This is a genomic window from Sinosporangium album, assembly GCF_900100605.1.
Lineage (GTDB): Bacteria > Actinomycetota > Actinomycetes > Streptosporangiales > Streptosporangiaceae > Sinosporangium > Sinosporangium album.
Genome location: NZ_FNCN01000005.1, coordinates 206,844 through 228,379, shown reverse-complemented (window position 1 = coordinate 228,379; position 21,536 = coordinate 206,844). Strand labels below are relative to the sequence as shown.

Below are 21,536 nucleotides of genomic sequence, written 5' to 3'. Positions count from 1 at the left end.
CCCACTCGCCGCTCCACTCACTCGTCCTGCGGCACCAGTACGGCGTCGCCGGCACTCCACGCCATCCCCACCGGAGCGCCGACCTGCACCTGGCTCGGCCCCTGCGTCGCCACCAGCACCGGCGTCTCGTGCCCGGGCACCTGGACGACCAAGTGGGAGACGCCGCCGTAGAAGCCGACGTCCACCACCGTCCCGTTGAGGAGGCCCGTGCCGGGCGCTCCCAGCTTGACGCGCTCGGGCCGTACGGCGAGTGCCGCCGGTGAGCCGTCGTCGGGCCCCGGACGGGCGGGCAGCAGGCCGAGCATCGGGGCTTCGAGGCCGTCGGGCCGTGCCGTACCGGAGAAGAGGTTGTTGTCGCCGACGAAGTCGGCGACAAACCGCGTGCGGGGCCGTTCGTACAGCGCGACGGGCGGGTCCACCTGGAGCACGCGTCCGCGGTCGAAGACGGCGATGCGGTCGGCCAGCGACATCGCCTCCTCCTGGTCGTGGGTGACCACGATGAAGGTGATGCCGACCTCGTTCTGCAGCCGTTTGAGTTCGAGCTGCATCCCGGCGCGCACCTTCTTGTCGAGCGCGGACAGCGGCTCGTCGAGCAGGAGCAGCCGCGGCCGTTTGACGATGGCGCGGGCGAGGGCGACGCGCTGCCGCTGCCCTCCGGAGAGCTGGTGGGGCCGACGGTCGGCGTGCTCGGCCAGTCCTACGGTTTCCAGCACCTCGGCCACTCGCGACTTCACCTCGGCCCGGGGGATCTTTTCGCGTTCCAGGCCGTAGGCGATGTTCTTGGCCACGCTCATGTGCGGGAAGAGCGCGTACGACTGGAACATGAGGTTGACGGGCCGCTTGTGCGGGGGCGTGGCGAGCAGGTCGGCGCCGTCGAGGGTGACGCTGCCCCGGTCGGGGTGCTCGAATCCGGCGAGGATGCGCAGCAGCGTCGTCTTGCCGCATCCGCTCGGCCCGAGCAGAGCGAAGAACTCGCCCTGCCGGATGTCGAGTGTGACGTCGTCGAGAGCCGTCACGTCCCCGAAGGCGCGGCCGACTCCTTCCACAGCGAGGAGCGGCGGGGTCTCGACGGGTGGTGCGGTCATGACAGCGACTCCGTGAGGCGGGTCATCCGCTGGGCCGCGATCACGACGGTGAAACTCACCGCGAGCAGGAGCGTCGCCAGCGCGTTGATCTCGGGGGTGACTCCGAAGCGGACCATGGAATAGATGACGACGGGCAGGGTGGGCTCGGTGGGCGCCGCGGTGAAGAACGCGATGACGAACTCGTCGACCGACAGCGTGAAGGCCAGCAGCGCGCCCGCGGCGATGCCGGGCGCGAGCTGCGGCAGCGTGATGCGGACGAACGTGGTCAGCGCGTTCGCCCCGAGGTCGCGGGAGGCCTCCTCCAGGGAGGTGTCGGCGTGGGTGAGGCGGGTGCGCACCACGGCGGCCACGAACGCCATCGCGAACACCACGTGGGCGAGCAGCACCGAGTGCAGTCCGAGCGTCATGTTGACCGCCGAGTAGAGCACGAGCAGGCCGATGGCCAGCACCAGGTCGGGCAGGATGGCCGGCAGCAGGCCGATGGCGTCGAGCACCCGCGAGCGGGTGTATCTCGCCATGCCCACGGCGAGCAGCGTGCCGAGCACCGTGGCCAGCACGGTGGTGCCGAGCGCGACCACGAGCGTGTTGACCAGGCCCTCCTGGATCTTGTCGTTGCCGGCGAGCTCGCCGTACCACTTGAGGCTGAACCCCTCAAAGGTGTACGGCGATTCGCCCGCGTTGAGCGACATGAACGCGAGCACCGCGATCGGGGCGTAGAGGAAGAGGTAGGTGAGCCAGAACGGCACGTGCAGCAGGGGCGGTCTACGCACGGCTGTACCTCCTGGCCGTCCACGCCTGCGCGAGCAGCAGCACGACGAGCATCGCGACCAGGGCCAGGGCCAGCGTCGCCCCGAACGGCCAGTCCCTGGCGGTGAGGAACTGGTCCCTGATGAGGTTGCCGACCATGGCGGAGTGTCCGCCGCCGAGCAGTTCGGGGACGATGAAGTTGCCGAAGCTCGGCACGAAGACGAACAGGCAGCCGGTGAGCACGGCCGGCACGGTGAGCGGCAGCGTCACCGATAGGAAGGTGCGGGCGGGGCGGGCGCCGAGGTTCGCCGAGGCCTCGCGCAAGGTCGGGTCCAGCTTCTCGATGGCCGCGTACAGCGGCAGCACCATGAGCGGCAGGTAGGAGTAGACGAGCCCGACCACGATCGTGCCCTCGTTGTAGAGGAGCTCCAGGGGTTCGTCGATGAGTCCGAGGTCGATCAGCGCGGTGTTGACCAGGCCGGGCCCGCTGAGCAGCACGATCCAGGCGTAGATGCGCACCAGGAAGTTCGTCCAGAACGGCAGCACCACAGCCACCAGCGCGATCGTCTTCCACCTGCGCGGCAGCATGGCGATCATGTACGCCGTGGGGTAGCCGACCAGCAGCGCCACCGCGGTGGCGATGGCGGCGAGCTTGAGCGAGCTCAGTAGGACGTCCAGGTAGAGCGGGTCGAGCAGGCGCGTGAAGTTCTCACCGGTCGCCTCGTAGACCACGCCTCCGAAGCGGCCCCGCTGGAAGACCGTGTAGCTGAAGACCAGCGCGAGCGGGATCATCAGCAGCACGATCAGATACGTGAGGCCGGGCCCCAGGAAGAGCAGCCCGGCGAGGAACCTCCCCGCACCGCGCCCGCGCCGCCCGCGGCGCCCGCCCGAGGGGGGCGCCGACGGCTCTGCGGCCCGGTCTCGGTCCGGGGGCGTGGACGTCGTGGACAAGGACCGGCCTTAGTTCGCCTTGAGCTCGGTGGAGAGGCGGGTGTACTTCTGGGAGTCGTTGCCGAGGTCGATGATCGACTCACCCTGGAGCAGCTCGGCGGGGCTCATGGCCAGCGGCGACCCGTCCGGGCGCAGGCCCGGGTCCACCTTCTCCATGGCGGCCTTGTTGGGCACCTTGTAGAGGATGTTCTCAGCGGCCCAACTGTGGATCTCCGGGTCGAGGATGTAGTTGATGAGGGCGTGCGCGGCCTCCTTGTTCTTGGAGGACTTCAGCACCACCATCGTGTCGACCCAGAGGTCGCTGCCCTCCTTGGGCACCTTGAACTTGATGTTCTTCTCGGAGGTGGGGCACCAGCCGTCCCACGCCTCCACCATGACGGCCTCGCCCTTCTTCAGGCGGTCGCCGAAGGTGGTGTCGTCGAAGGTGAGCAGGTTCTCCTTGGCCTTGACGAGCAGGTCCTTGGCCTCCTGGATCTGCTTGTCGTCGGTGGTGTTCACCGAGTAGTTCTTGGCCTTGAGGGCGGGGAGCGCCAGCCAGCGCTCGGTCGTCATGAGCGTGACCTTCTTGCGCGCCTCGGCCGGCGGGTCCAGCAGATCGTTCCAACTCGTGGGCTCGCTCTTCAGCAGGTCTTCGCGGTAGCAGATGCCCGTGGTGCCCCAGGTGTAGGGCACGGAGAACTTGTTGCCCTTGTCGTAGCTGAGCTGGGTGGCCTCGGGGTAGAGGTTCGCGAGGTTCGGGATCAGCTCGGGGTGGATCGGCTCCACCAGACCGGCCTCGTTCAGGGCCTGCGCGTACTGCCCGGAAACGAACGCCACGTCGATGCCGCTGTCGGCTCCCGCCGTCAGCTTGCCCATGATCTCTTCGTTGGTGGCGTGGAGCGCGACGTCCATCTTGGTGCCGAACTTCTCCATGACCCGGTCGGGCAGGTCCTTGGGGCTGTAGCCGTCCCAGATGGAGATCGTGAGCTTCTGCTTCTTCAGGTCGGCGTTCGGGTCGAGCTGAGCGGCCGAGGCGGACGGCGCGGCTGCGGTGGTGTCCTCCCCTCCGCCGCAGGCGGCCACGGCGAGCAGGGCTCCGGCTGTCGCGACGACAGCGGGAAGACGACGGGTGTACCGGATTCGGGACACGACCGCAACTCCGTTCTAGGTTCAGGAATCGTACGAAACGGCCACACGGGCCGCTGCGAGTGCAACAGGGGCATGGCAGACCAAAGCAGGAGTGTTGCAGTCGATATCAATATCGGCAAGACTTTTCACAACATTGTTAGCTGGGAGTATGGCTGGAGAGTTGAACCTGAATTCAATTTGGGAGCGCTTGATCTCACAGCGTGATCAAGCGCCTGAAGCCGGGGACGGACTGTCCGCCGCGCTGCTCGCCGCCCTCTCGGCTGAAGGTTCCGGAAACGCCCGCTTCGAGGTGCGTCGCTTCCGGCCGCTCCCCGCGGGAACGGTCCCGCACGGCGAGCGCGGCTTCTCCGTCGACCAGTCCAACCACTCCGTCGTGGTGGGCGAAAGCGCCGTGGTCAAATGGTTCACCCCGCCCCTACCGCTCCCCCAGCCCGGCCCCGAACTGCTGGCCCACCTCGTCGCCGCCGGCTTCACCGCCACGGCTCCGCCGTACGCCGCGCTGACCCGGCGGGCGGACGGCGGGCCGGACGTGCTGGTCGCGCTGGTGACGGGCTACCTGCCGGACGCGCGCGACGGGTGGGAGTGGTGTGTGGACGAGGCCGAGGCCGGGCGCGCCGCGTTCGCCGAGGAGCTCGGCCACCTCGCCGCCGACCTGCACGCCGCGCTCGCCACCCCGTCGGCCGTCCTGCCCCAGCCCGTACGGCGAGAGCCCCCTTCCGGGCTCATGCCGTACCGGGCCCCGTATCTCGCCCGCGCCGAGGCGGCGCTGGTCGAGGCGCTGGAACTGACCGGCGGACACGACGGCGCGTGGCTCGCCGCGCACGCCGACGCGCTCCGCACGGCGCTCACCCCGCTCGCGGACGTGGCCGACACGCCGCTCATCCGCGTCCACGGCGACCTGCACGTGGGGCAGGTGCTGCGGTGGCGGGACGGCTACGCCGTCATCGACTTCGACGGGAACCCCGTCGTCGAGGCGGCCGACCCCTTCCAACCCGCCGCGCGCGACCTGGCCCAGCTCGGCACCAGCCTCGAACACGCCGCCCAGGTCGCGATCAAACGGCGTGGCGTCGCCCCCCGGCACGCCGCCCAGTGGGCCGAGTCGGCCCGCGATGCGCTGCTGAACGCCTACACCTCCCGACTGGCCCGGCACGGCCGGTCCGACCTGCTCGACCCCTCGCTGCTCCGGCCGTTCGAAATCGAACAGGAGTGCCGTGAACTGATCTACGCGGCACGCCGCCTGCCCCGCTGGCGTTACGCCCCGATGGGCGTGCTGCGCACCTGGTATCCGAAGGAGTCCCACGCGTGAACCCCGCCCTCTACCTCGCCGACTTGGAGGCCAAGCCCGCCGCCCTCACCGGCCTCGCCGACTCCCTGCGCGCCGCCGACCCCTTCGCCGCGCTCCCCCGCGACGTGCGCCGCGTCGTCTTCCTCGGCATGGGCAGCTCCCGCTATGCGGCGGGCGTCGCCGCGCTCAGGCTCCGCGCCGCCGGCATTGACGCCGCCGCCGAGTACGGCTCCGCCGAGCTGTCCTATCCCCCCGCCCCCGGCACCCTCGTCGTGCCGATCTCCGCCACCGGCGGAAGCGTCGAAACCCTCGACGCGCTCGCCAGATATCACGGCCACGCCTTCGTGGCGGCCCTCACCAACACGCCGGGCTCCGCGATCACGGAGTACGCGGACGTCATCGTGCCCATGTCCGCGGGCCCCGAGGCCAGCGGCGTCGCGTGCCGCACCTACCAGCACACGCTCGCCCTGCTCCTCGGTCTCACCGCCCGGCTCACCGGCCGGCCCCTCGACCTGCCCGCGCTGCTCCTCAGAGCCGCCGACTCCACCGCCGACCTCCTCGACCGGCGCGGCTCCTGGCTCGACCACGCCTCGGAACTCCTCGACGGCCCCCACGGGGTCTACACCGTCGCCCCTGCCGAACGCCTCTCCTCCGCCGAGCAGTCCGCCCTCATGTTCCGCGAAGGCCCGCGCCGCCCCGCCGACGCCTGCGAAACCGGCGACTGGTCCCACGTCGACGTCTACCTCACCAAGACCCTCGACTACCGCGCCATCCTCTACCCCGGTTCCCGCTACGACGCCCAGGCCATGGAATGGGTCCGCGAACGCGGCTCGACCGTCCTCACCGTAGGCCCCCATCTCGACGGCGCCGCCCACACCATCCGCTACCCCGGCGACACCGACCCCGACGTCGCCCTCCTCACCGAACCCCTCGTCGCCGAACTCGTCGCCGCCCACTGGTGGCTCGCCTGACCTCCTTTAATGCAACCTGGTGGTCAGGGCGTGTTCGACGAGGGTGATGAGGGTCTGCTTGACCGATTCGCGGGCGCGGGCGTCGGTGCGGACGATCGGGATGCGGGGGGCGAGGGTGAGCGCGTCCCGCACTTCCTCTTCCCGGTGGAGGAACTGTCCGTCCCAGCCGTTGACCCCGACGATGAACGGGAGCTGCGCCTCTTCGAAGTAGTCGATGGCCGGGAAGCTGTCGGACAGTCGGCGGGTGTCGGCGAGGACGACGGCGCCGATGGCGCCTTTGACGATGTCATCCCACATGAACCAGAACCGGTGCTGACCCGGCGTGCCGAAGAGGTAAAGGATGAGGTCTCTGTCCAGGGAGACGCGGCCGAAGTCCATGGCGACGGTGGTGGTGGCCTTCTCGGGGGTGAAGGCGAGGTCGTCGATGCCGGCGCTGGCGTTGGTCATGACGGCTTCGGTGGTGAGGGGGAGGATTTCCGACACCGCGCCGACGAAGGTCGTCTTGCCGACGCCAAACCCGCCCGCGACAACGATCTTGGTTGAGGTCAGGCCACCGTTGCGGCTAGAGCCTGCGAAGTCCACTGAGCACCCTTTCCAGCAAGTTCACATCTGGCTTCCCAGCGTCCAGGTGCGGCTGGTAGACCCTGACCAGTCCTTCGGCCTCCATGTCGGCGATCAGCACTCTCGCCACGCCGAGCGGCATGCCGAGCAGTGCGGAGACCTCCGCGACGGATCTGACCTGGCGGCAGAGTTCGCTGATCGCCCGATGCTCCTTGGGGAACTTCAGCCCGAGCTGGGCCGAGGTCGCCGAGGAGACGAGCGCCTCGATGGCGAGGTCGCCTCGGGGCGCGGTGCGGCCTCCGGTGAGGGCGTACATCCGCACGAGGGAGCTCTGCTCCTCCCGGTCGGGCTCGCCCGGGTGCGGGTCGCCGTAGGGAGAGCCGTAGGGTGCGGTGCTCTCGCCGTAGTCGGGGTATGCGCCGTGGGCGGGCATGTGGTGCCCGGGCCCGCCGTACACCGGGTCCTCGTCACGGTAGCGTGCCACGATGTCCTCCTGTCTGTCCTCCCGTCACGCCGTCACCACGGGTGCGAGGCTTGGAGTTCGGCTCGCACCGCCGGGGTGAGCACCTGGCCGGCTCTCTCGACCAGGATCGTCATCTGATAGGCCACGAGGCCCATGTCGCAGTCGGGGGCGGCGAGTACGGCGAGGCATGAGCCATCGCCGACCGACATGACCAGCAGGAGTCCCCGCTGCATCTCGACCACGGTCTGGGTGACCGCGCCGCCTTCGAAGACCCGCGAGGCGCCTTGGGTGAGGCTGATGAGTCCGGCGGCGACGGCGGCCAGCTGGTCGGCGCGGTCCTTCGGAAAGGCGCGGGAGAAGGCCAGCGGTAGGCCGTCGGAGGACACGACCACCGCGTGAGCGACGCCGGGCACCTCTTCCACGAAGCCACTGATCAGCCAGTTCACATCTCTGGCGGCCTGGCTCATATCCCTCACGGCTCCTCCTCGACGGCCTCGGCGGGACCGCTCTCGGCGGCTTCCGCGCGGGCCCTCCTGACGCCCTGTTGGAAACTCGACAGTCGGTCGCGTACATGGTCTGGGGACGGCTTGGGCACGGCCACCGGCGCCGGCGGGCCGGCCCCCGGCGCGACGGATCCGGGCACGAGGTTGGCCCGCGGTGTGCGTTTGGGCAGTCCGGAGGCGGTGAGCCCGCCAAGGGAGGGGGCGCTGGCGGCTTCGGCTGCCCGCCACCCCTCGTCCGCGGGGGACTGCCAGGCGTCCTGCGCGGTGTCGCCGGCGGATTCGGTTTCGCCGCCGGGGGCGGAGCGGGCAGCGGACTTCTTGAACCAGTCGGATTCGACGGCCGCGAAGATCGGCAGGTAGTCGTCGCCGGTCGGGTCGAACCCGGAGGCGTCCACGCGGGGCATCGGGCCGGTCGGGTCGAGTTCGCCGATGCCGTACGGCTTGACGCCCGCGTAGGGGTTGGGCCCGACGTCGACGGGCGGGAACAGCGGGCTCGCGTCCGGCGGCGGGTAGGGCTCGTGCGCCATGCTGACGGGCGCCGACAGCGGCCTCTCGGGGGGCGGTCCCGACGAGGCGAACCATGATTTCCCGCCGAGGTCCCCGAGGGCGGTGGGGCCGGTGGAGCCGGGGGCCGGCGGGGCCATCGGTGGCGCGCCGAGGGGCGGTTTGCGCCTCGGGAGGGCCGGGCCGGGTGGGGGCGTGTCGCCGGCCGGGCCGTAGGGGCCGACCGCTCCGGCGGGCCGCGCCTGCGGGGGGACGATGGGCGATACGCCGGGCGGCAGCGGTGTCCTCGGCGGCGGGTCGGCGAGCGCCGGCATCTGGTAGCCGCCGGAGGGATGGCCGGGGCCGGGGTAGGCCGATCCGCCGGCGGGCGGGTTGACCGTGGGGAACATCGCCGCCTGAGGCTGGGCGTACGTCGCCGATCCGGGGATGGGGGCGACGAGTTTCTCCGGGATCAGCACCATCGCGGTCAGACCGCCGTTCTCCTGCGGCCTGAGCTGCACCCGCACGCCGTGGCGCAGTGCGAGCCGCCCGACCACGAACAGGCCCATCCGCCGCGACACCGATACGTCCACGACCGGCGGGTTGGCCAGGCGCCAGTTGGCGTGGGCCTGCTCCTCGGAGGTCATGCCGATGCCCTGGTCCGCCACCGACAGCATCACGCCGCCGCCTTCGATGCGGTTGCTGGAGACGGTCACCCTGGTTTCGCGGGGCGAGAAGGAGACGGCGTTCTCCACGAGTTCGGCGAGCAGGTGCACGACGTCGCTCACGGCCTGCCCGGCGATGGCCACTTCGGCCTGCATATGGGCGTGGACCCGGTCGTAGCTTTCGACCTCCGACAGGGAGGCCCGGATCACGTCCATCAGCTCGACGGGCTGGCTCCATCGGCGGGCGGCTTCCTGACCTGCGAGGACCAGGAGGTTCTCGCTGTTCCTGCGCATACGGGTGGCCAGGTGGTCCAGTTTGAACAGGTCGGCGAGCCGCTTGTCGTCGCGTTCGCCCTTCTCCAACCGTTCGATCAGGGTGAGCTGCCGTTCCACCAGGGTCTGGCTGCGGCGGGAGAGGTTGACGAACATCGCGTTGATGTTGCCGCGAAGCCGCGCCTCGTCGCCCGCCAGCCGTACGGCTTCGCGGTGCACCTCGTCGAAGGCCCGCGCGACCTCGCCGACCTCGTCGCGGGAGAAGACCCCGATCGGCGGGACCTCGATCGCGATCTCCGTCTCTCGTGTCTCACGCACGCGCTGCACGAAGCCCGGCAGCCGCTCGTCGGCGATCTGCAGCGCTTCGCTGCGGAGCCGCCGCAGCGGCCGGATCAGGGAGCGCGCCACGCCGGAGGTGATGAGCAGGACGGCGAGCAGCAGCGCGCCGACGGCTCCGGCGGCGACCAGCGCCTGCCCTCGCTCGGCGCCGGTCAGGCTCTCGCTGCGGCTGACGATGGCCCGGGTGTGCCGCAGCTCGACGGTGCGCATCCGTTCGACGACGGCGCCCATGGCCTGGGACCATTCGCGGGCGTCGTCGCGCTTGGTCTGGTCGAGCCCCTTGAGGGAGACGCCGATGTTCGTACGGATCAGGATGAGTTCGCGGAGGAACTGGGCGCGTTCGGAGACCCGTCCCTTCACGGTCTCGTCGAAGAACCTGCGTTCGTCGCGGGTGGCCTCGGCGGCGTAGCGCTGGAGTTCGTTCTCCTCGCGTGACATCGCGCCGAGGAAGTCCTCCTGCTGTTGCTGCTCGAAGTGCCCGTTCACCAGCACCGCGGTGACGAGCGCCTGTTGGAGGGCGGCGCTCTCCTTGGCTCCGGCGAGGGAGGTGAGCGTCATCGATTGGGCGAACAGCACGTCGTCGGCGCTTCCCTTGCCGATTTCGTCGTGCAGGGAGAGCAGGTCTCCGATCACCTGCGAGTAGGCGCCGATGGCGGCGTCGGGCAGCAGCTTGGACTCAAGGACCTGCCCGCGCAGCGCGGCGAGGTCCTCCAACCGGTTGAGCGCGGCCTCGACCTCGTCCTTCGCGCGGCCCGAGGCGCCCTCCCGGACGTCAGCAGCGCTTTCACGTACGGATTTGACGGCGTTGTTGGCCTTGTCCATCTGGTCGCGCAGCGGCGCCGTCATGCGCTCGGGCTGGCCGAGCGCGATGTACCACGCGACCTGTGCCCGTTCCTCCGCGAGCTCGTGGGTGAGCGCCGAGATCCTCTCCGAGAGCCGCGCCAGGTCGTTGACCCGCTGGTAGTCCGCGGCGGCCGATATGGACGACACCACCTGGACCCCGCCCAGCAGTACGGCTGCCGCCGTCGGCACGAGGATCAGGGCGACGAGCCTGGACCGGACCCGCCAGTTGTGCAGGCGCCATGCGCTGCCCGCTTCCTCTTCGGCCCGAGGGCCGTGGGACGGCACCCGCACCTCGCCGTCGCCACCACCTCGAACGTCGTGTGGCATCTCTGTACTCACCGAACGCTACCTCTCGCCGAAGTCGGCGTATATGGAAGCCTCGCGGCCTGTCGGTCCCCAAGACCTCAGGGGGAAATCCAGCAAGTGCGGGTAATTGGAACACAACTTGACCAGTGCGGCCAACCGACCATAGCCATACAAACATTCATTTGTAATGTACGGGGCCGCAGAACCTGGAACCCCGTCTTTCCCTACCCCATCACAGAGCCGCCGACAACCCCTGTACACAAAAATGGCGCAGTGTCCATATATGACGGTTTGTATCGTTCCATGGTCTGCTTGATCGAATAACGCGAAAGAACCGCATAGATCTCCGGAAGATCACAACGTTGTAGTCCATAGCATTGCGGTCATATCTTTTGGCGCAGCGCCCCCTTACCCTCGAAAACTCGGAACCGGCGAGACCTCCCAGAAGAATCACGAGGCCAAGCGTGTTAGAGGAGACAGTGGCAGCCGCGCGGAAGGTTCCCCCCGACCCGACCGGCATGACATCGGGCAGTGCCGCCATCGATGTACGCGGACTGTGGAAGGTTTTCGGCCCCCGCCCCGAACAGGTCCTCAACGGACCGCACATCCACCTCGACCCCACCACTCTCCTCGCGAGAACCGGCTGCACCGCCGCCGTCCGCGATGTGACCTTCGACGTCCGGGACGGCGAGATGTTCGTCGTCATGGGGCTTTCCGGCAGCGGCAAATCCACCCTCGTACGCTGCCTGACCAGACTCGTCGAACCCACCTCCGGCGATGTCCGCATCGCCGGCGAGGACGTCCGCGCGGCCTCCCCCGCCGGGCTGCGCGCGCTCCGCCGCCACCGCGTCAGCATGGTGTTCCAGCACTTCGGCCTGCTCCCCCACCGCCGCGTCATCGACAACGTCGCCTACGGCCTTGAGATCCAAGGGGCCGCCAAAGCCGTACGGCACCGCCGCGCCGAGGAGATCCTCTCCCTGGTGGGCCTGGCCGGGCACGCGGCCTCCTACCCCGACCAGCTCTCCGGCGGCATGCAGCAGCGCGTCGGCCTCGCCCGCGCTCTCGCGGTGGATCCGCAGGTCATGCTGTTCGACGAACCGTTCAGCGCCCTGGACCCGCTGATCCGCAGGGACATGCAGGCCGAGGTGGTACGGCTGCACCGTGAGGTGGGGAAGACCATGCTCTTCATCACCCACGACCTGTCGGAAGCCCTCAAACTGGGCGAGCGCATCGCCATCATGCGGGCGGGCTCCATCGTGCAGATCGGCACGCCGGAGGAGCTGGTCGCCGCCCCCACCGACGAGTACGTCGCCGACTTCGTCAGGGACGTCGCCCCCAGCGAGGTGCTGTCGTTGCGGTGGATCTGCCGCGTCCCCGGCGACGACGAGCACCTGGATGGGCCCGTCATGGCGGCGGCGACCGTCATCCGCGACGCCGTACCGGCAGTTCTGGCCTCGGCCCGGCCCATCCGCGTCGTGGACGGCGACCGGTTCGTCGGCGTGGTCGACAGGCTGGACGTCCTGTCCGCCATGGCGCCGCGTTCGGGCAGGTCAGGGACCTCGGCAGGCACACGGTCCGCCTCTGCGGGCGGCGTCGGATGACGGCTCCGGCGGCCCCGGCGACCGTGTCGCCCGCCCTGTCCGCCGCGCCTGCCCCCGTGGTGGTGGGCCGCCCCGGCAGCCGGCTGCCCCGCGTCGCGCTGCCAGCCGCCGTCACCATCGCCACCGTCGCCACCGTCGGCCTCTACCTGGCGTTCCGCGGCACCGCGACCCTGCCCCACGACGACGAGGCGGCGCCGTTCCTGTTCCTCAACGACGTGCGGGACTGGGTCGACGACAACAGGAACGAGAGCCCGCTCTTCCTGTACCTCGTCAACTACGTGCGGCTTTTCATCGGCGGCGTGTTCGACCTGTTCGCCGGTGCTCTGCGGCCGGTGGACCCGCCGCTGCTGGTGGCCGCGGCCACCGCCCTCGGCTGGTTCGCCGGCGGGTGGCGCACGGCCCTGGTGGCGGGACTGGGCTTCGGCGCCTTCGGCGTACTCGGCGTGTGGGAGGCGAGCGTCGACACCCTCGCCCTCGTGCTCACCGCGGTACTGCTGTCGCTGCTGGTCGGGCTGCCGCTCGGCGTGTGGGCGGGCCGCGTGCCGAGGGTGCGCCGCGCGCTCACCCCCGCGCTGGACGTCATGCAGATCATGCCGACGTTCGCCTACCTCGGGCCCATGGTGCTGTTCTTCCAGATCGGCCCGGCGTCGGCGGCCGTGGCCACGATCATCTACGCGATCCCCCCGTCCATCCGCATCACCGCCCTGGCCGTCCAGCAGGTCTCCCCCGCCGCCGTCGAGGCGTCGACGTCGCTCGGGGCCACCCGGTGGCAGACGCTGCTCACGGTGCACCTGCCGATGGCCAGGAACACCATCGTGCTGGCGGTCGGCCAGACCGTCATGATGGCGCTGTCGATGGTGGTCTTCGCCGCGCTCATCGCCGCGCCCGGCCTCGGCTCCGCCGTCATCCGCGGCCTGTCCAGGGCCGACGTCGGCGTCATGCTCCCCGCCGGCCTCGCCATCGTGCTCATGGGCATCGTGCTGGACCGGCTCATCATGGCCGGCGCCCGGCGGACCGGCCACCCCGGCGGCCCCGGCGCCCGGCGGCCCCACCGCTCCCGCTCCCGGTACGGCACCGCCGCCGTGGCCGGGCTCGTCTTCGCCGGCGGTGCCGTACTGGGCCTGACGGCGCTCGGCGGGTTCCCGGCGGCGTTCGAGATCCGCATCGCCGGCCCGGTGAACGAGGCGGTCCGGTGGATGCAGTCGTCCTGGTACGACACTACCGAGGCGATCAAGAACGTGGCGACGGAGGGCCTGCTCAACCCCCTCCAGACCGTTCTCACCACGGCCCCCTGGTGGCTGACGGCGGCCACCGTGGCGGCGCTGGCCTGGCGCGTCAGCGGCGTGCGCCGGGCGCTCACCGCCCTCGGCTGCCTCCTGGCCATCGCCCTGCTCGGGCTGTGGGAGCACTCGATGGAGACCCTGACCACCGTGGTGGTCGCGGTGGCGCTCACCCTCGCCGCCGGTGTCGCCCTCGGCGTCGCCGCCGCCCGCTCCCCGCGCTTCGCCGCCCTCCAGCGGCCACTGCTCGACGCGGCGCAGACCCTGCCGGCGTTCATCTACCTGCTGCCCGCTCTGGCCCTGTTCGGGGCGACGCGGTTCACCGCCGTCTTCGCCTCCGTCGTCTACGCCGTCCCGCCTGTCGTACGCCTCGTCGAGGACGGCATCAGAGGCGTCCCGCCGACCGTCGTCGAAGCCGCCCTGGCGGGCGGCTCCACCCGCCGCCAACTGCTGTGGAAGGTGCAGCTTCCGATGGCCCGCCGGGCCGTCCTGCTGGCCGCCAACCAGGGCATCGTCATGACGCTGGCCATGGTGGTGGTGGGCGGGCTGGTCGGGGCCGGGGGACTCGGATTCGACGTCGTCTCCGGCTTCTCGCAGAGCGCCGACTTCGGCCTGGGATTCGCCGCGGGGCTCGCCACCGTACTGCTCGGAATCATGCTCGACCGGATCACGCAGGGCGTCGAGAGACGCCCGTCCCCTCCACAACAGAAGATGAGGATCGCATGAGGATCGGAAGTAGAGTTCGCCTGCTCGCCGGCGTGCTGACGCTCGGCCTCGCCGTCTCGGCCTGCGGCGGCGCCCGAGTGGCCGACGGCGCGAACTCCCCCGCTCCCTCCGGGAGCGGCAGCGGCGCGCCGGCGGCTGCGGGGACCGTCAAGCTCGCCGTGAACCCGTGGGTCGGATACGAGGCCAGCGCCGCCGTGGTGTCCCACCTGCTGAAGGAGAACCTTGGATACACGGTCGAGCTGAAGGAGCTCTCCGAGCAGGTCTCGTGGGAGGGGTTCGAGACCGGCGAGGTGGACGTCATCCTGGAGAACTGGGGCCACGACGACCTCAAGAAGAAGTTCATTGAGGAGAAGAAGGTGGCCGTCGAAGCCGGGTCCACCGGCAACAAGGGGGTCATCGGGTGGTATGTCCCGCAGTGGATGGCGGACAAGCACCCTGGCATCACCGACTGGAAGAACCTCAACAAGTACGCCGACCTGTTCAAGACCTCCGAGTCCGGTGGCAAGGGCCAACTGCTGTTCGGCGACCCGTCCTATGTCAGCAACGAGAACGCCATCATCAAGAACCTCAAGCTGAACTACAAGGTCGTCACCGGGGGCAGCGAGGCCGCGCTGATCCAATCGGCCACACAGGCGCAGGAGCAGCAGAAGCCGCTGCTGTTCTACTTCTGGGACCCGCACTGGCTGTTCAACCGGGTCAAGCTCGCCCGGGTCGACCTGCCGCCCCACACCGACGGCTGCGACGCCGACCCCAAGAAGGTCGCCTGCGACTACGCCGAGCTGGACCTCGACAAGATCGTGTCCAAGCGCTTCGCCGACGGCGGCGGCAAGGCCTACGAGTTGATCAAGAACTTCACCTGGACCAACGAGGACCAGAACTCCGTCGCCAACGACATCACCAACAACGGGATGTCGGCCGAGGAGGCCGCCAAGAAGTGGGTCGACGCCAACCCCGGCACGTGGCAGGCGTGGCTCCCCAAGTGACCGGGCCTGGCCCGGCTTCCCCGGGCCTCCCCGCTTCGCGGTAGCCGTACATCTCGTCGGCCACGGCCGTGCGGCCGTGGCCGTCCCTCATGAAGGACATGCGATGGCAACACGTGGAAAGAGAGCGCCGGCGTCGGCCGCCGTCCTCGTGCTCCTGCTGACCGGATGCAGCGGCGACGGGGCGCAGGAGACGACCGGGGCGGTGAGCAAGCGCGTCGTCAGGCTCGCCCTCAATCCGTGGATCGGCTACGAGGCGAGCGCCGCCGTACTCACCTATCTCCTGGAGAAGGAACTCGGCTACCAGGTGGAGAAGAAACGCCTGAACGAAGCGAAATCCTGGGAGGGCATCGAAGACGGCGAGGTCGACGTCATCATCGAGAACTGGGGCCGGGAGGCGGAGAAGAAGGAGTACATCGAGGATAAGAAAGTCGCTGTTTCCGCCGGGACGAATGGGAACAAGGGGGTTATCGGTTGGTACATTCCCCAGTGGATGGCCGACCGATATCCGGATATCACCGACTGGCGCAACCTCAACAAGTACGCGCATCTCTTCAAGACCGCCAAGTCCGGCGAACAAGGCCAGTTCCTGAGCGGCGACCCGTCGTTCGTGACCAATGACAACTCTCTCATCAAAAACCTCGACCTCAATTACAAGGTCGTCCACTCCGGCAGTGAGGCCGCTCTCATCAAAGCCGCTAAACGCGCCTCCGAGGAGAAGACCCCGCTGCTGATGTACTTCTACGAACCCCAGTGGCTCTTCACCCAAGTCGAACTCGTCAAGGTCAACCTCCCGCCCTACTCCATCGGCTGCGACACCGACCCCAAGAAGATCGCCTGCGACTACCCGCCGTACCTCCTCGACAAGATCGTGTCCAAGCGCTTCGCCGACACCGGCGGCAAGGCCTACGAGCTCGTCCGCAACTTCACCTGGACCAACGAGCACCAGAACAGCGTGGCCGACGACATCACCAACGAGAACCTCCTCCCCGAGGACGCCGCAAAGAAGTGGGTCGAAGCCAACAAGATCGTATGGAAGCCCTGGCTTCCCAGGTGACCCCGGGAATCGACCAGCTAACCACCAGGATCGGCGTCCGGCGTCACCCGCCCGCGCGGCGGAGGTCCGGACAAACCCAGTGACCGGCGGCGCGACCTTCCACACACGCCTGGTCACCGGTTGTCTCAGCGGGAAAGGAGATCCCCACCCGACAGGAGCCGACCCATGACACGAACCAAATCCCTCGCGGCGAAGCCGACGCCGCGCGCCGCGAAGCCGACACCGCGCGCCGCGAAGGCCAAGGCCGAGTCAGCGCGAAAAATCGACGCGTTGAGCTGGGAACAGGCCCGGACCATCGCCGAGATCTGCGACTTGCCGGAGCGGGCGACCGTGGTGTGCGCCGGCGGCGGACGAGGAATGCTGCTGGCGGCACTCCTGACAACGGGCGGGGAACGGCGCGGCGTGCAACTGGAGCACGACGAGGAGGTGGCCGCGACGTGGGCCACACTGGAGGCGTGCGGGGTCGCCGACCGGTGCCAGATCCAGGCGGCGAAAGTGTACGCCGCGCCTCCGGCGGCCGACCTGTACGTCCTGGCCGACGCCTCCCAGGCATACCACTGGGCTGGAGGCGACATCATCAACCTCTTCGACACGATCTCAGGCGTCATACCGCGAGGATCGTGGCTGATGGTCCTCGACACGATGCGGCCCGACCCCGTTCCGGACGAGACGGCCACATGCGACCGCCACCTGACGTGCGGCTGCCCCCTACCGTGCTTCTGCCCCAAACCCGGCCACCGGCGACACCCGGACTCCGCCGAGCAGTGGAGCCTGGGGGAATACCTCACGCTGCTGAAGCCGCTCGAACTCCGCACCCGCGTCGTGAGAGAACTCGACTGGGGGTTCACCCTGCTGGGCATGGACTCCGCGGAGGAACCGTCCGGGTTCAGCACCCCAGCCCCGCCCACGCGCCCCCTTCTCCGCCCGCTCCCGCCGGCCGCCGACTCCCCCGGCACCGACATGTGACCCCTTCCTCCGGGTCCTCAGGGCAGGGCATCTGGGCGAGGCGTCCGGACGGGGCGTCCGGGCGGGGCGTCCGGGCGAGGCGTCCCGTGGTCGTTTGCCGGTCGTTTCACCACTGGCGCCCTCGCGCCTCTCGCGTGTTCACCACACTGTGTGCTCCCCTGATCGCATGACGAGGAGGACGGGCCCGATGAGCCCTGTTCCACGCACCCACCTGGCCGGACGGCGCCGCTTCAAAGGACTCACCCAGGAAACGGCCGCCGAAGCCGTCGGCGTCACCCCCACGACCTGGGCCCGCTGGGAGCGCGGACAGCAGGGCATCCGGGCCTACTACTGGCCCAGGATCGCCGAGATCCTCGGCGTCCAGGAAAGCGACCTGGCCCGCCTCCTCGGCCTGACCGCCGAGGACACCCCCACACGGCCCCTCGGCATCACCGCCGTCGTCGACGAGGCGACGCGACTGTGGAGGAGCGAAATGGAGACCGACCGCCGGGCCCTGCTGGCCGCCCTGCCGTTCATACCCTCGGCCCTGGGCGAATGGCTACTCTCCTACACCCACGACACACCCCCCGCCGCCACCGCCCGCCAAGGCCCCGGCCCCCGCGTCGGCCTCAGCGACGCCACCCGCATCCGCGAAGCACGCGACGCGTTCAAGAAACTCGACTCCCAGTTCGGCGGCGGAATGGTCCGCTCGGCCGTGGTCGACTACCTCCACACCAACGTCACCCCGCTACTCAAAGGCACCTACACCAGCGACGTCGGCGCCGAACTCCTCGGCGCCGCCGCCTACATGACCGGCCTCGCCGCCTGGACCGCCTTCGACCTGGAACAGCACGGCCAAGCGCAGCAGCACTACACCCAAGCCCTCAGCCTCGCCAAGGCCGGCGGCGACACACTCACCGCCGTCTGGCTCCTCAGCGCCATGTCCCTCCAAGCGTTCCACCTGGACGAACCCCGCTGGGCGCAGCGCCTCACCAGCGCCGCCCAGGACACCGCCCGCAAAGCCGACGCACCACCCGTTGTCATGGCCATGGTCTCCATACGGCGCGCCAGGGCGCTCGCGCTGTCCACCCAACCCGACCCCGGTAGCGGCCCCGTCAGGAACGACCTCCAGGTGGGCAAACTCCTCGACGAAGCCACACATGCCTTCGACCGCGGACGAACCGACCGCGACCCCGACTGGGCCCAGTTCTACGAGGAAGCGTGGCACATATCTGAGGAAGGCCGCGTTTGGTCACTCCTAGGCAACCACCAACGAGCACTTGGCCACGCCGACGACGCCATATCCTCCTACACCGGAGGCACACGCAGACGCTCGATCCAGCTCAACCGACTTGAAGCCGCCAAAGCCCACCTGGCCATGGGCGACCTAGAGCAATCCCTGGCCTGCGCACGCCTGGCCGTCCCCGCCGTCAAGTCACTCACCTCCACCCGCGCCGCCCACCTCGCCCACCGCTTCGCCGACCGGCTTGAGCCGTACGGCACCAGCCCCCACGTGCGCGAGTTCCGCGACCTCCTCAAAGCCGAGCTCTCGGCGTGAAAGCAAGCCCCATGACGTTGATGCGGCGCTCAGGAAAATTACCTCAAATACGAGAAATATTACTTCAATATTGTTTCACGGACATGAGGCCAGGAGATCAAACATAAACCTATCTCCAAGCGAAAGTAGCCGCACCGCGAAGGTAGACCCATAATTCAAATGAGACAGACCCGGCAGGCAGCCATCGATACACGATGACACAAAACAGGAAGGGCGAGTCTGTGACAGCGATCAGCACACTGGAGGAACTCCCATCGGCACCGACTACTCGTCGACAAGCCCACGCCGCCCAAAACTCAATCGACGATACAGATCGCCCGTGGATTCTACGCTTCTCCCGTACCCCAGACGCGACTCAGGCCACTACGAGACCTCCCGCAATTTATGATGAATCCCGGCAGATCTCCATAGGGTTATACGACGGCCCGCTGCCGTATATGGCCACGAATTCGCCGACGGTCCCAGATGGCAGCACCACGAACCCGCCGCCATTGGACGAAGGGCCCAAGGACTGATCGGCAGATGCACCCCATACTCGTCGTCGCCGCACGCGACGACTGGCCGACCGACCGCGTTGTCCAAATCCTCGCGGACCGAGGGGCTGAGGTGTTCCGCATGGACACCGCTGATTTTCCCCAGCGGCTTGCTCTTGCCAGTCGCATCGATACACGATAAGGCTGGCGTGGCGGGCTCACTTCCTCTCATCGCTCCATAGATCTCTCTCAGGTCGGCGCCGTCTATTACCGTGCTCCCAGAGTGTTCCTCCTGGCCGACGGCATGTCCGAGGCGGAGCGCAGCTTCGCCTCGGCACAGGCCCGTTCGGGACTCGGAGGTGTCCTATCCGCATTGGACTGCCGCTGGGTCAACCATCCTGCGGCCATGTCCCGGGCGGAGTACAAGCCGGTCCAGCTCAGAGCCGCCCGTGAGTGCGGCCTGACCATCCCCGCGACCCTCATCACCAACAACCCTGGCGCTGTGCTCGCCTTCGCCGACGAGGTTGCAGGGCCGATCGTCTGCAAGCCGATAGCCTCGCCCGTCCTAGTCGAAGACGGCACGCTCAAAGTCGTCTACACCCATCGCGTCACTGAGGACGACCTTGCCGATCTCCGTGGCATCGAAACAACCGCGCATATGTTTCAGGCATGGGTGGATAAATTGTACGAGGTACGGCTCACCGTGGTGGGCGAGCGGCTCCTTGCAGCCAAGGTCCATACGGGAAGCGACAACGCCCATATCGACTGGCGTAGCGACTATCGATCCTTGAGCTACGAGGCCACCGAGACACCCGCCGACGTCACCAACGCCGTAAAACGCTTAATGAATGTTCTTGGACTGCGCTTCGCCGCCCTTGACTTCATAGTATCTTCTGATAGGCACTGGACTTTCCTTGAGGAAAACCCCTGCGGTCAATGGGATTGGATCCAGCACCACACGGGACTACCTATCGCGGAATCCATCGCCGACGAACTACAAGGAATCACGTGACCGAATCCGCGCGCCTCTTCATGGCCACGCTGTCCGATGAGCTGTGCCGCTCTGGCGCGATCCGCTCACGCGAGTGGGCAGACATATTCGCAGGTGTTCCGAGGCATATATTTGTCCCCGAGTGGTATGAGCAGGAGCTTAATCCTCAAGGGATCGCGGTCTGGCGTCTCCGGAATACCGATGGCGATGACAGCCGCATGGCCGCCGTCTATCGTGATCAAACTCTTGTCACCGCCATCGACCCGAGCACCGCTGAGCAAGTCGACGCCACCGGGTGGACAGGGATGCCGACATCGTCCAGCACCCAGCCGAGCCTGATGGCAGGAATGCTCGAAGACCTTGATGTCGACGAGGGTTGTCGCATCCTTGAGATCGGCACGGGGACCGGGTACAACTCAGCGTTGCTGTCGGCCCGCTTGGGGGACCGGCTCGTGTATTCGATCGACATCGATCCCGTCTTGCTCCAAACCGCGCGAGAGCGGCTGGCCCAGATCGGATACGCACCCCAACTGGCCGTGGGCGACGGTCAGGCCCGCTATCCGAGCGAAGAGACGTTCGACCGAATCATCGCCACGTGTTCGGTTCCCGGCATTCCAGCAGCCTGGGTCGAGCAGACGCAACCAAACGGGATCATCCTTGCGGATGTCGCGTTCGGGATCGAGGGAGGCCTCGTCCGTCTCAGCGTGGACGCCGAGCAACGCTGCCGCGGGGGATTCACAAGCACGGGTGGACGCTTCATGGCGGCTCGCCGCGACGCCCGTGCCTACCCGCGGCAGCAGCGGTCCCCCTATGCCCCGGAAGCCGGCAGCCGACCGACCACGGTCACCGCAGCCGACATTCGTTCGTACTATCCGTTCCGTCTCCTGCTCGCATTCCAACTTCCCACAACAGAACTCGTGTACCACTCCGATGAGGGCAGCGGCTCCATGTCTCTCCAGCTTCAGCAGAGAGACGGCTCATGGGCCCGCGTGCCACTGTTCGACGACAGTACTCCGACCATGACCTACGGCGGATCGGTCGAACTGTGGGAAGAAGTGGAAGCTGCGTGGCAGTGGTGGAACAGGGAGGGTCGGCCCGCGCAGGACCAGTTCGGTTACGCGCGAGACGCTGAAGGCGGCCACCGTGCGTGGTATCTCCCAGACGGCCGTCGCTGGGACTTGGCTGCCCCCTAGAGCACCCACGGCTTGAGCCGTACGACACCGCCGTGCTCGCGCGAGCCCGCGCCGAGCTCTCGGCGTAGCGGCGGGAGGGCGGCGGGCCCGAGAGGCGGCCGGTGACGGGCGGTGGGGGTGTAAGGCGGT

Annotated in this window: 18 protein-coding genes; 10 read left to right on the top strand and 8 right to left on the bottom strand. The window is 68.5% G+C overall.

Annotation, left to right across the window (positions count from 1 at the left end; all coding sequences use genetic code 11):
* Positions 1–17 precede the first annotated feature (17 nt).
* The 4 genes from BLQ73_RS07470 to BLQ73_RS07455 are packed head-to-tail and all read right to left on the bottom strand — an operon-like array spanning position 18 to position 3,911.
* On the bottom strand, positions 18–1,085 hold the full coding sequence (locus tag BLQ73_RS07470; protein ID WP_093169610.1) for an ABC transporter ATP-binding protein: 1,068 nt from the start codon (positions 1,083–1,085) through the stop codon (positions 18–20).
* A complete protein-coding gene (locus BLQ73_RS07465) occupies positions 1,082–1,855 on the bottom strand; it encodes an ABC transporter permease (RefSeq protein ID WP_093169609.1) in 774 nt (257 codons plus the stop codon). The genes BLQ73_RS07470 and BLQ73_RS07465 overlap by 4 nt, the downstream gene beginning before the upstream one ends.
* A complete protein-coding gene (locus BLQ73_RS07460) occupies positions 1,848–2,783 on the bottom strand; it encodes an ABC transporter permease (protein ID WP_245690867.1) in 936 nt (311 codons plus the stop codon). Before BLQ73_RS07460 ends, BLQ73_RS07465 begins: the two co-directional genes overlap by 8 nt.
* Positions 2,784–2,792: 9 nt before the next feature.
* Positions 2,793–3,911: a polyamine ABC transporter substrate-binding protein gene (locus BLQ73_RS07455; RefSeq protein WP_093169608.1), complete on the bottom strand. Its 1,119-nt coding sequence runs from the start codon at positions 3,909–3,911 to the stop codon at positions 2,793–2,795.
* 187 nt (positions 3,912–4,098) lie between these two features.
* Here BLQ73_RS07455 and BLQ73_RS07450 point away from each other — a divergent pair, with 187 nt between their 5' ends.
* Positions 4,099–5,217 (top strand): hypothetical protein, encoded by a 1,119-nt coding sequence (locus BLQ73_RS07450; RefSeq protein ID WP_093169607.1) that lies wholly within the window; start codon positions 4,099–4,101, stop codon positions 5,215–5,217.
* Positions 5,214–6,167, top strand: a complete 954-nt coding sequence (locus BLQ73_RS07445; RefSeq protein ID WP_093169606.1) for an SIS domain-containing protein — start codon at positions 5,214–5,216, stop codon at positions 6,165–6,167. The genes BLQ73_RS07450 and BLQ73_RS07445 overlap by 4 nt, the downstream gene beginning before the upstream one ends.
* Before the next feature lie 6 nt (positions 6,168–6,173).
* Here BLQ73_RS07445 and BLQ73_RS07440 read toward each other — a convergent pair whose 3' ends face one another.
* The 4 genes from BLQ73_RS07440 to BLQ73_RS07425 all read right to left on the bottom strand — a co-directional run bounded on the left by BLQ73_RS07440 (position 6,174) and on the right by BLQ73_RS07425 (position 10,624).
* Positions 6,174–6,716 (bottom strand): GTP-binding protein, encoded by a 543-nt coding sequence (locus BLQ73_RS07440; RefSeq protein WP_093169692.1) that lies wholly within the window; start codon positions 6,714–6,716, stop codon positions 6,174–6,176.
* Between the two features lie 13 nt (positions 6,717–6,729).
* Positions 6,730–7,161 carry a DUF742 domain-containing protein gene (locus tag BLQ73_RS07435; protein ID WP_093169693.1) on the bottom strand — a complete coding sequence of 144 codons (432 nt, stop codon included), beginning with the start codon at positions 7,159–7,161 and terminating at the stop codon, positions 6,730–6,732.
* Positions 7,162–7,244: 83 nt separating this feature from the next.
* Positions 7,245–7,658, bottom strand: a complete 414-nt coding sequence (locus BLQ73_RS07430) for a roadblock/LC7 domain-containing protein (protein WP_218125662.1) — start codon at positions 7,656–7,658, stop codon at positions 7,245–7,247.
* 5 nt (positions 7,659–7,663) lie between these two features.
* Entirely contained in the window at positions 7,664–10,624 is a 2,961-nt protein-coding gene (locus BLQ73_RS07425) for a sensor histidine kinase (RefSeq protein WP_093169604.1), read from the bottom strand.
* A 497-nt stretch (positions 10,625–11,121) separates the two neighbouring features.
* Between BLQ73_RS07425 and BLQ73_RS07420 the strand changes: the two genes are divergently transcribed.
* The 8 genes from BLQ73_RS07420 (at position 11,122) to BLQ73_RS07380 (ending at position 21,407) form a co-directional block, all read left to right on the top strand.
* Entirely contained in the window at positions 11,122–12,204 is a 1,083-nt protein-coding gene (locus BLQ73_RS07420) for a quaternary amine ABC transporter ATP-binding protein (RefSeq protein ID WP_093169691.1), read from the top strand.
* Complete coding sequence (locus tag BLQ73_RS07415; RefSeq protein WP_093169603.1) at positions 12,201–14,210, top strand: ABC transporter permease; 2,010 nt, start codon at positions 12,201–12,203, stop codon at positions 14,208–14,210. Before BLQ73_RS07420 ends, BLQ73_RS07415 begins: the two co-directional genes overlap by 4 nt.
* Positions 14,207–15,193: an ABC transporter substrate-binding protein gene (locus BLQ73_RS07410; RefSeq protein WP_093169602.1), complete on the top strand. Its 987-nt coding sequence runs from the start codon at positions 14,207–14,209 to the stop codon at positions 15,191–15,193. Before BLQ73_RS07415 ends, BLQ73_RS07410 begins: the two co-directional genes overlap by 4 nt.
* A 103-nt stretch (positions 15,194–15,296) precedes the next feature.
* Positions 15,297–16,247, top strand: coding sequence for an ABC transporter substrate-binding protein (locus BLQ73_RS07405; RefSeq protein WP_093169601.1), 951 nt, complete (start codon positions 15,297–15,299; stop codon positions 16,245–16,247).
* Positions 16,248–16,412: 165 nt separating this feature from the next.
* A complete protein-coding gene (locus BLQ73_RS07400) occupies positions 16,413–17,213 on the top strand; it encodes a hypothetical protein (protein WP_093169600.1) in 801 nt (266 codons plus the stop codon).
* A gap of 187 nt (positions 17,214–17,400) precedes the next feature.
* Positions 17,401–18,750 carry a helix-turn-helix domain-containing protein gene (locus BLQ73_RS07395; RefSeq protein ID WP_176955321.1) on the top strand — a complete coding sequence of 450 codons (1,350 nt, stop codon included), beginning with the start codon at positions 17,401–17,403 and terminating at the stop codon, positions 18,748–18,750.
* 756 nt (positions 18,751–19,506) lie between these two features.
* Positions 19,507–20,235 (top strand): MvdC/MvdD family ATP grasp protein, encoded by a 729-nt coding sequence (locus BLQ73_RS07385; protein ID WP_218125654.1) that lies wholly within the window; start codon positions 19,507–19,509, stop codon positions 20,233–20,235.
* Positions 20,232–21,407 (top strand): methyltransferase domain-containing protein, encoded by a 1,176-nt coding sequence (locus BLQ73_RS07380; RefSeq protein WP_218125653.1) that lies wholly within the window; start codon positions 20,232–20,234, stop codon positions 21,405–21,407. The genes BLQ73_RS07385 and BLQ73_RS07380 overlap by 4 nt, the downstream gene beginning before the upstream one ends.
* Positions 21,408–21,536: the final 129 nt, after the last annotated feature.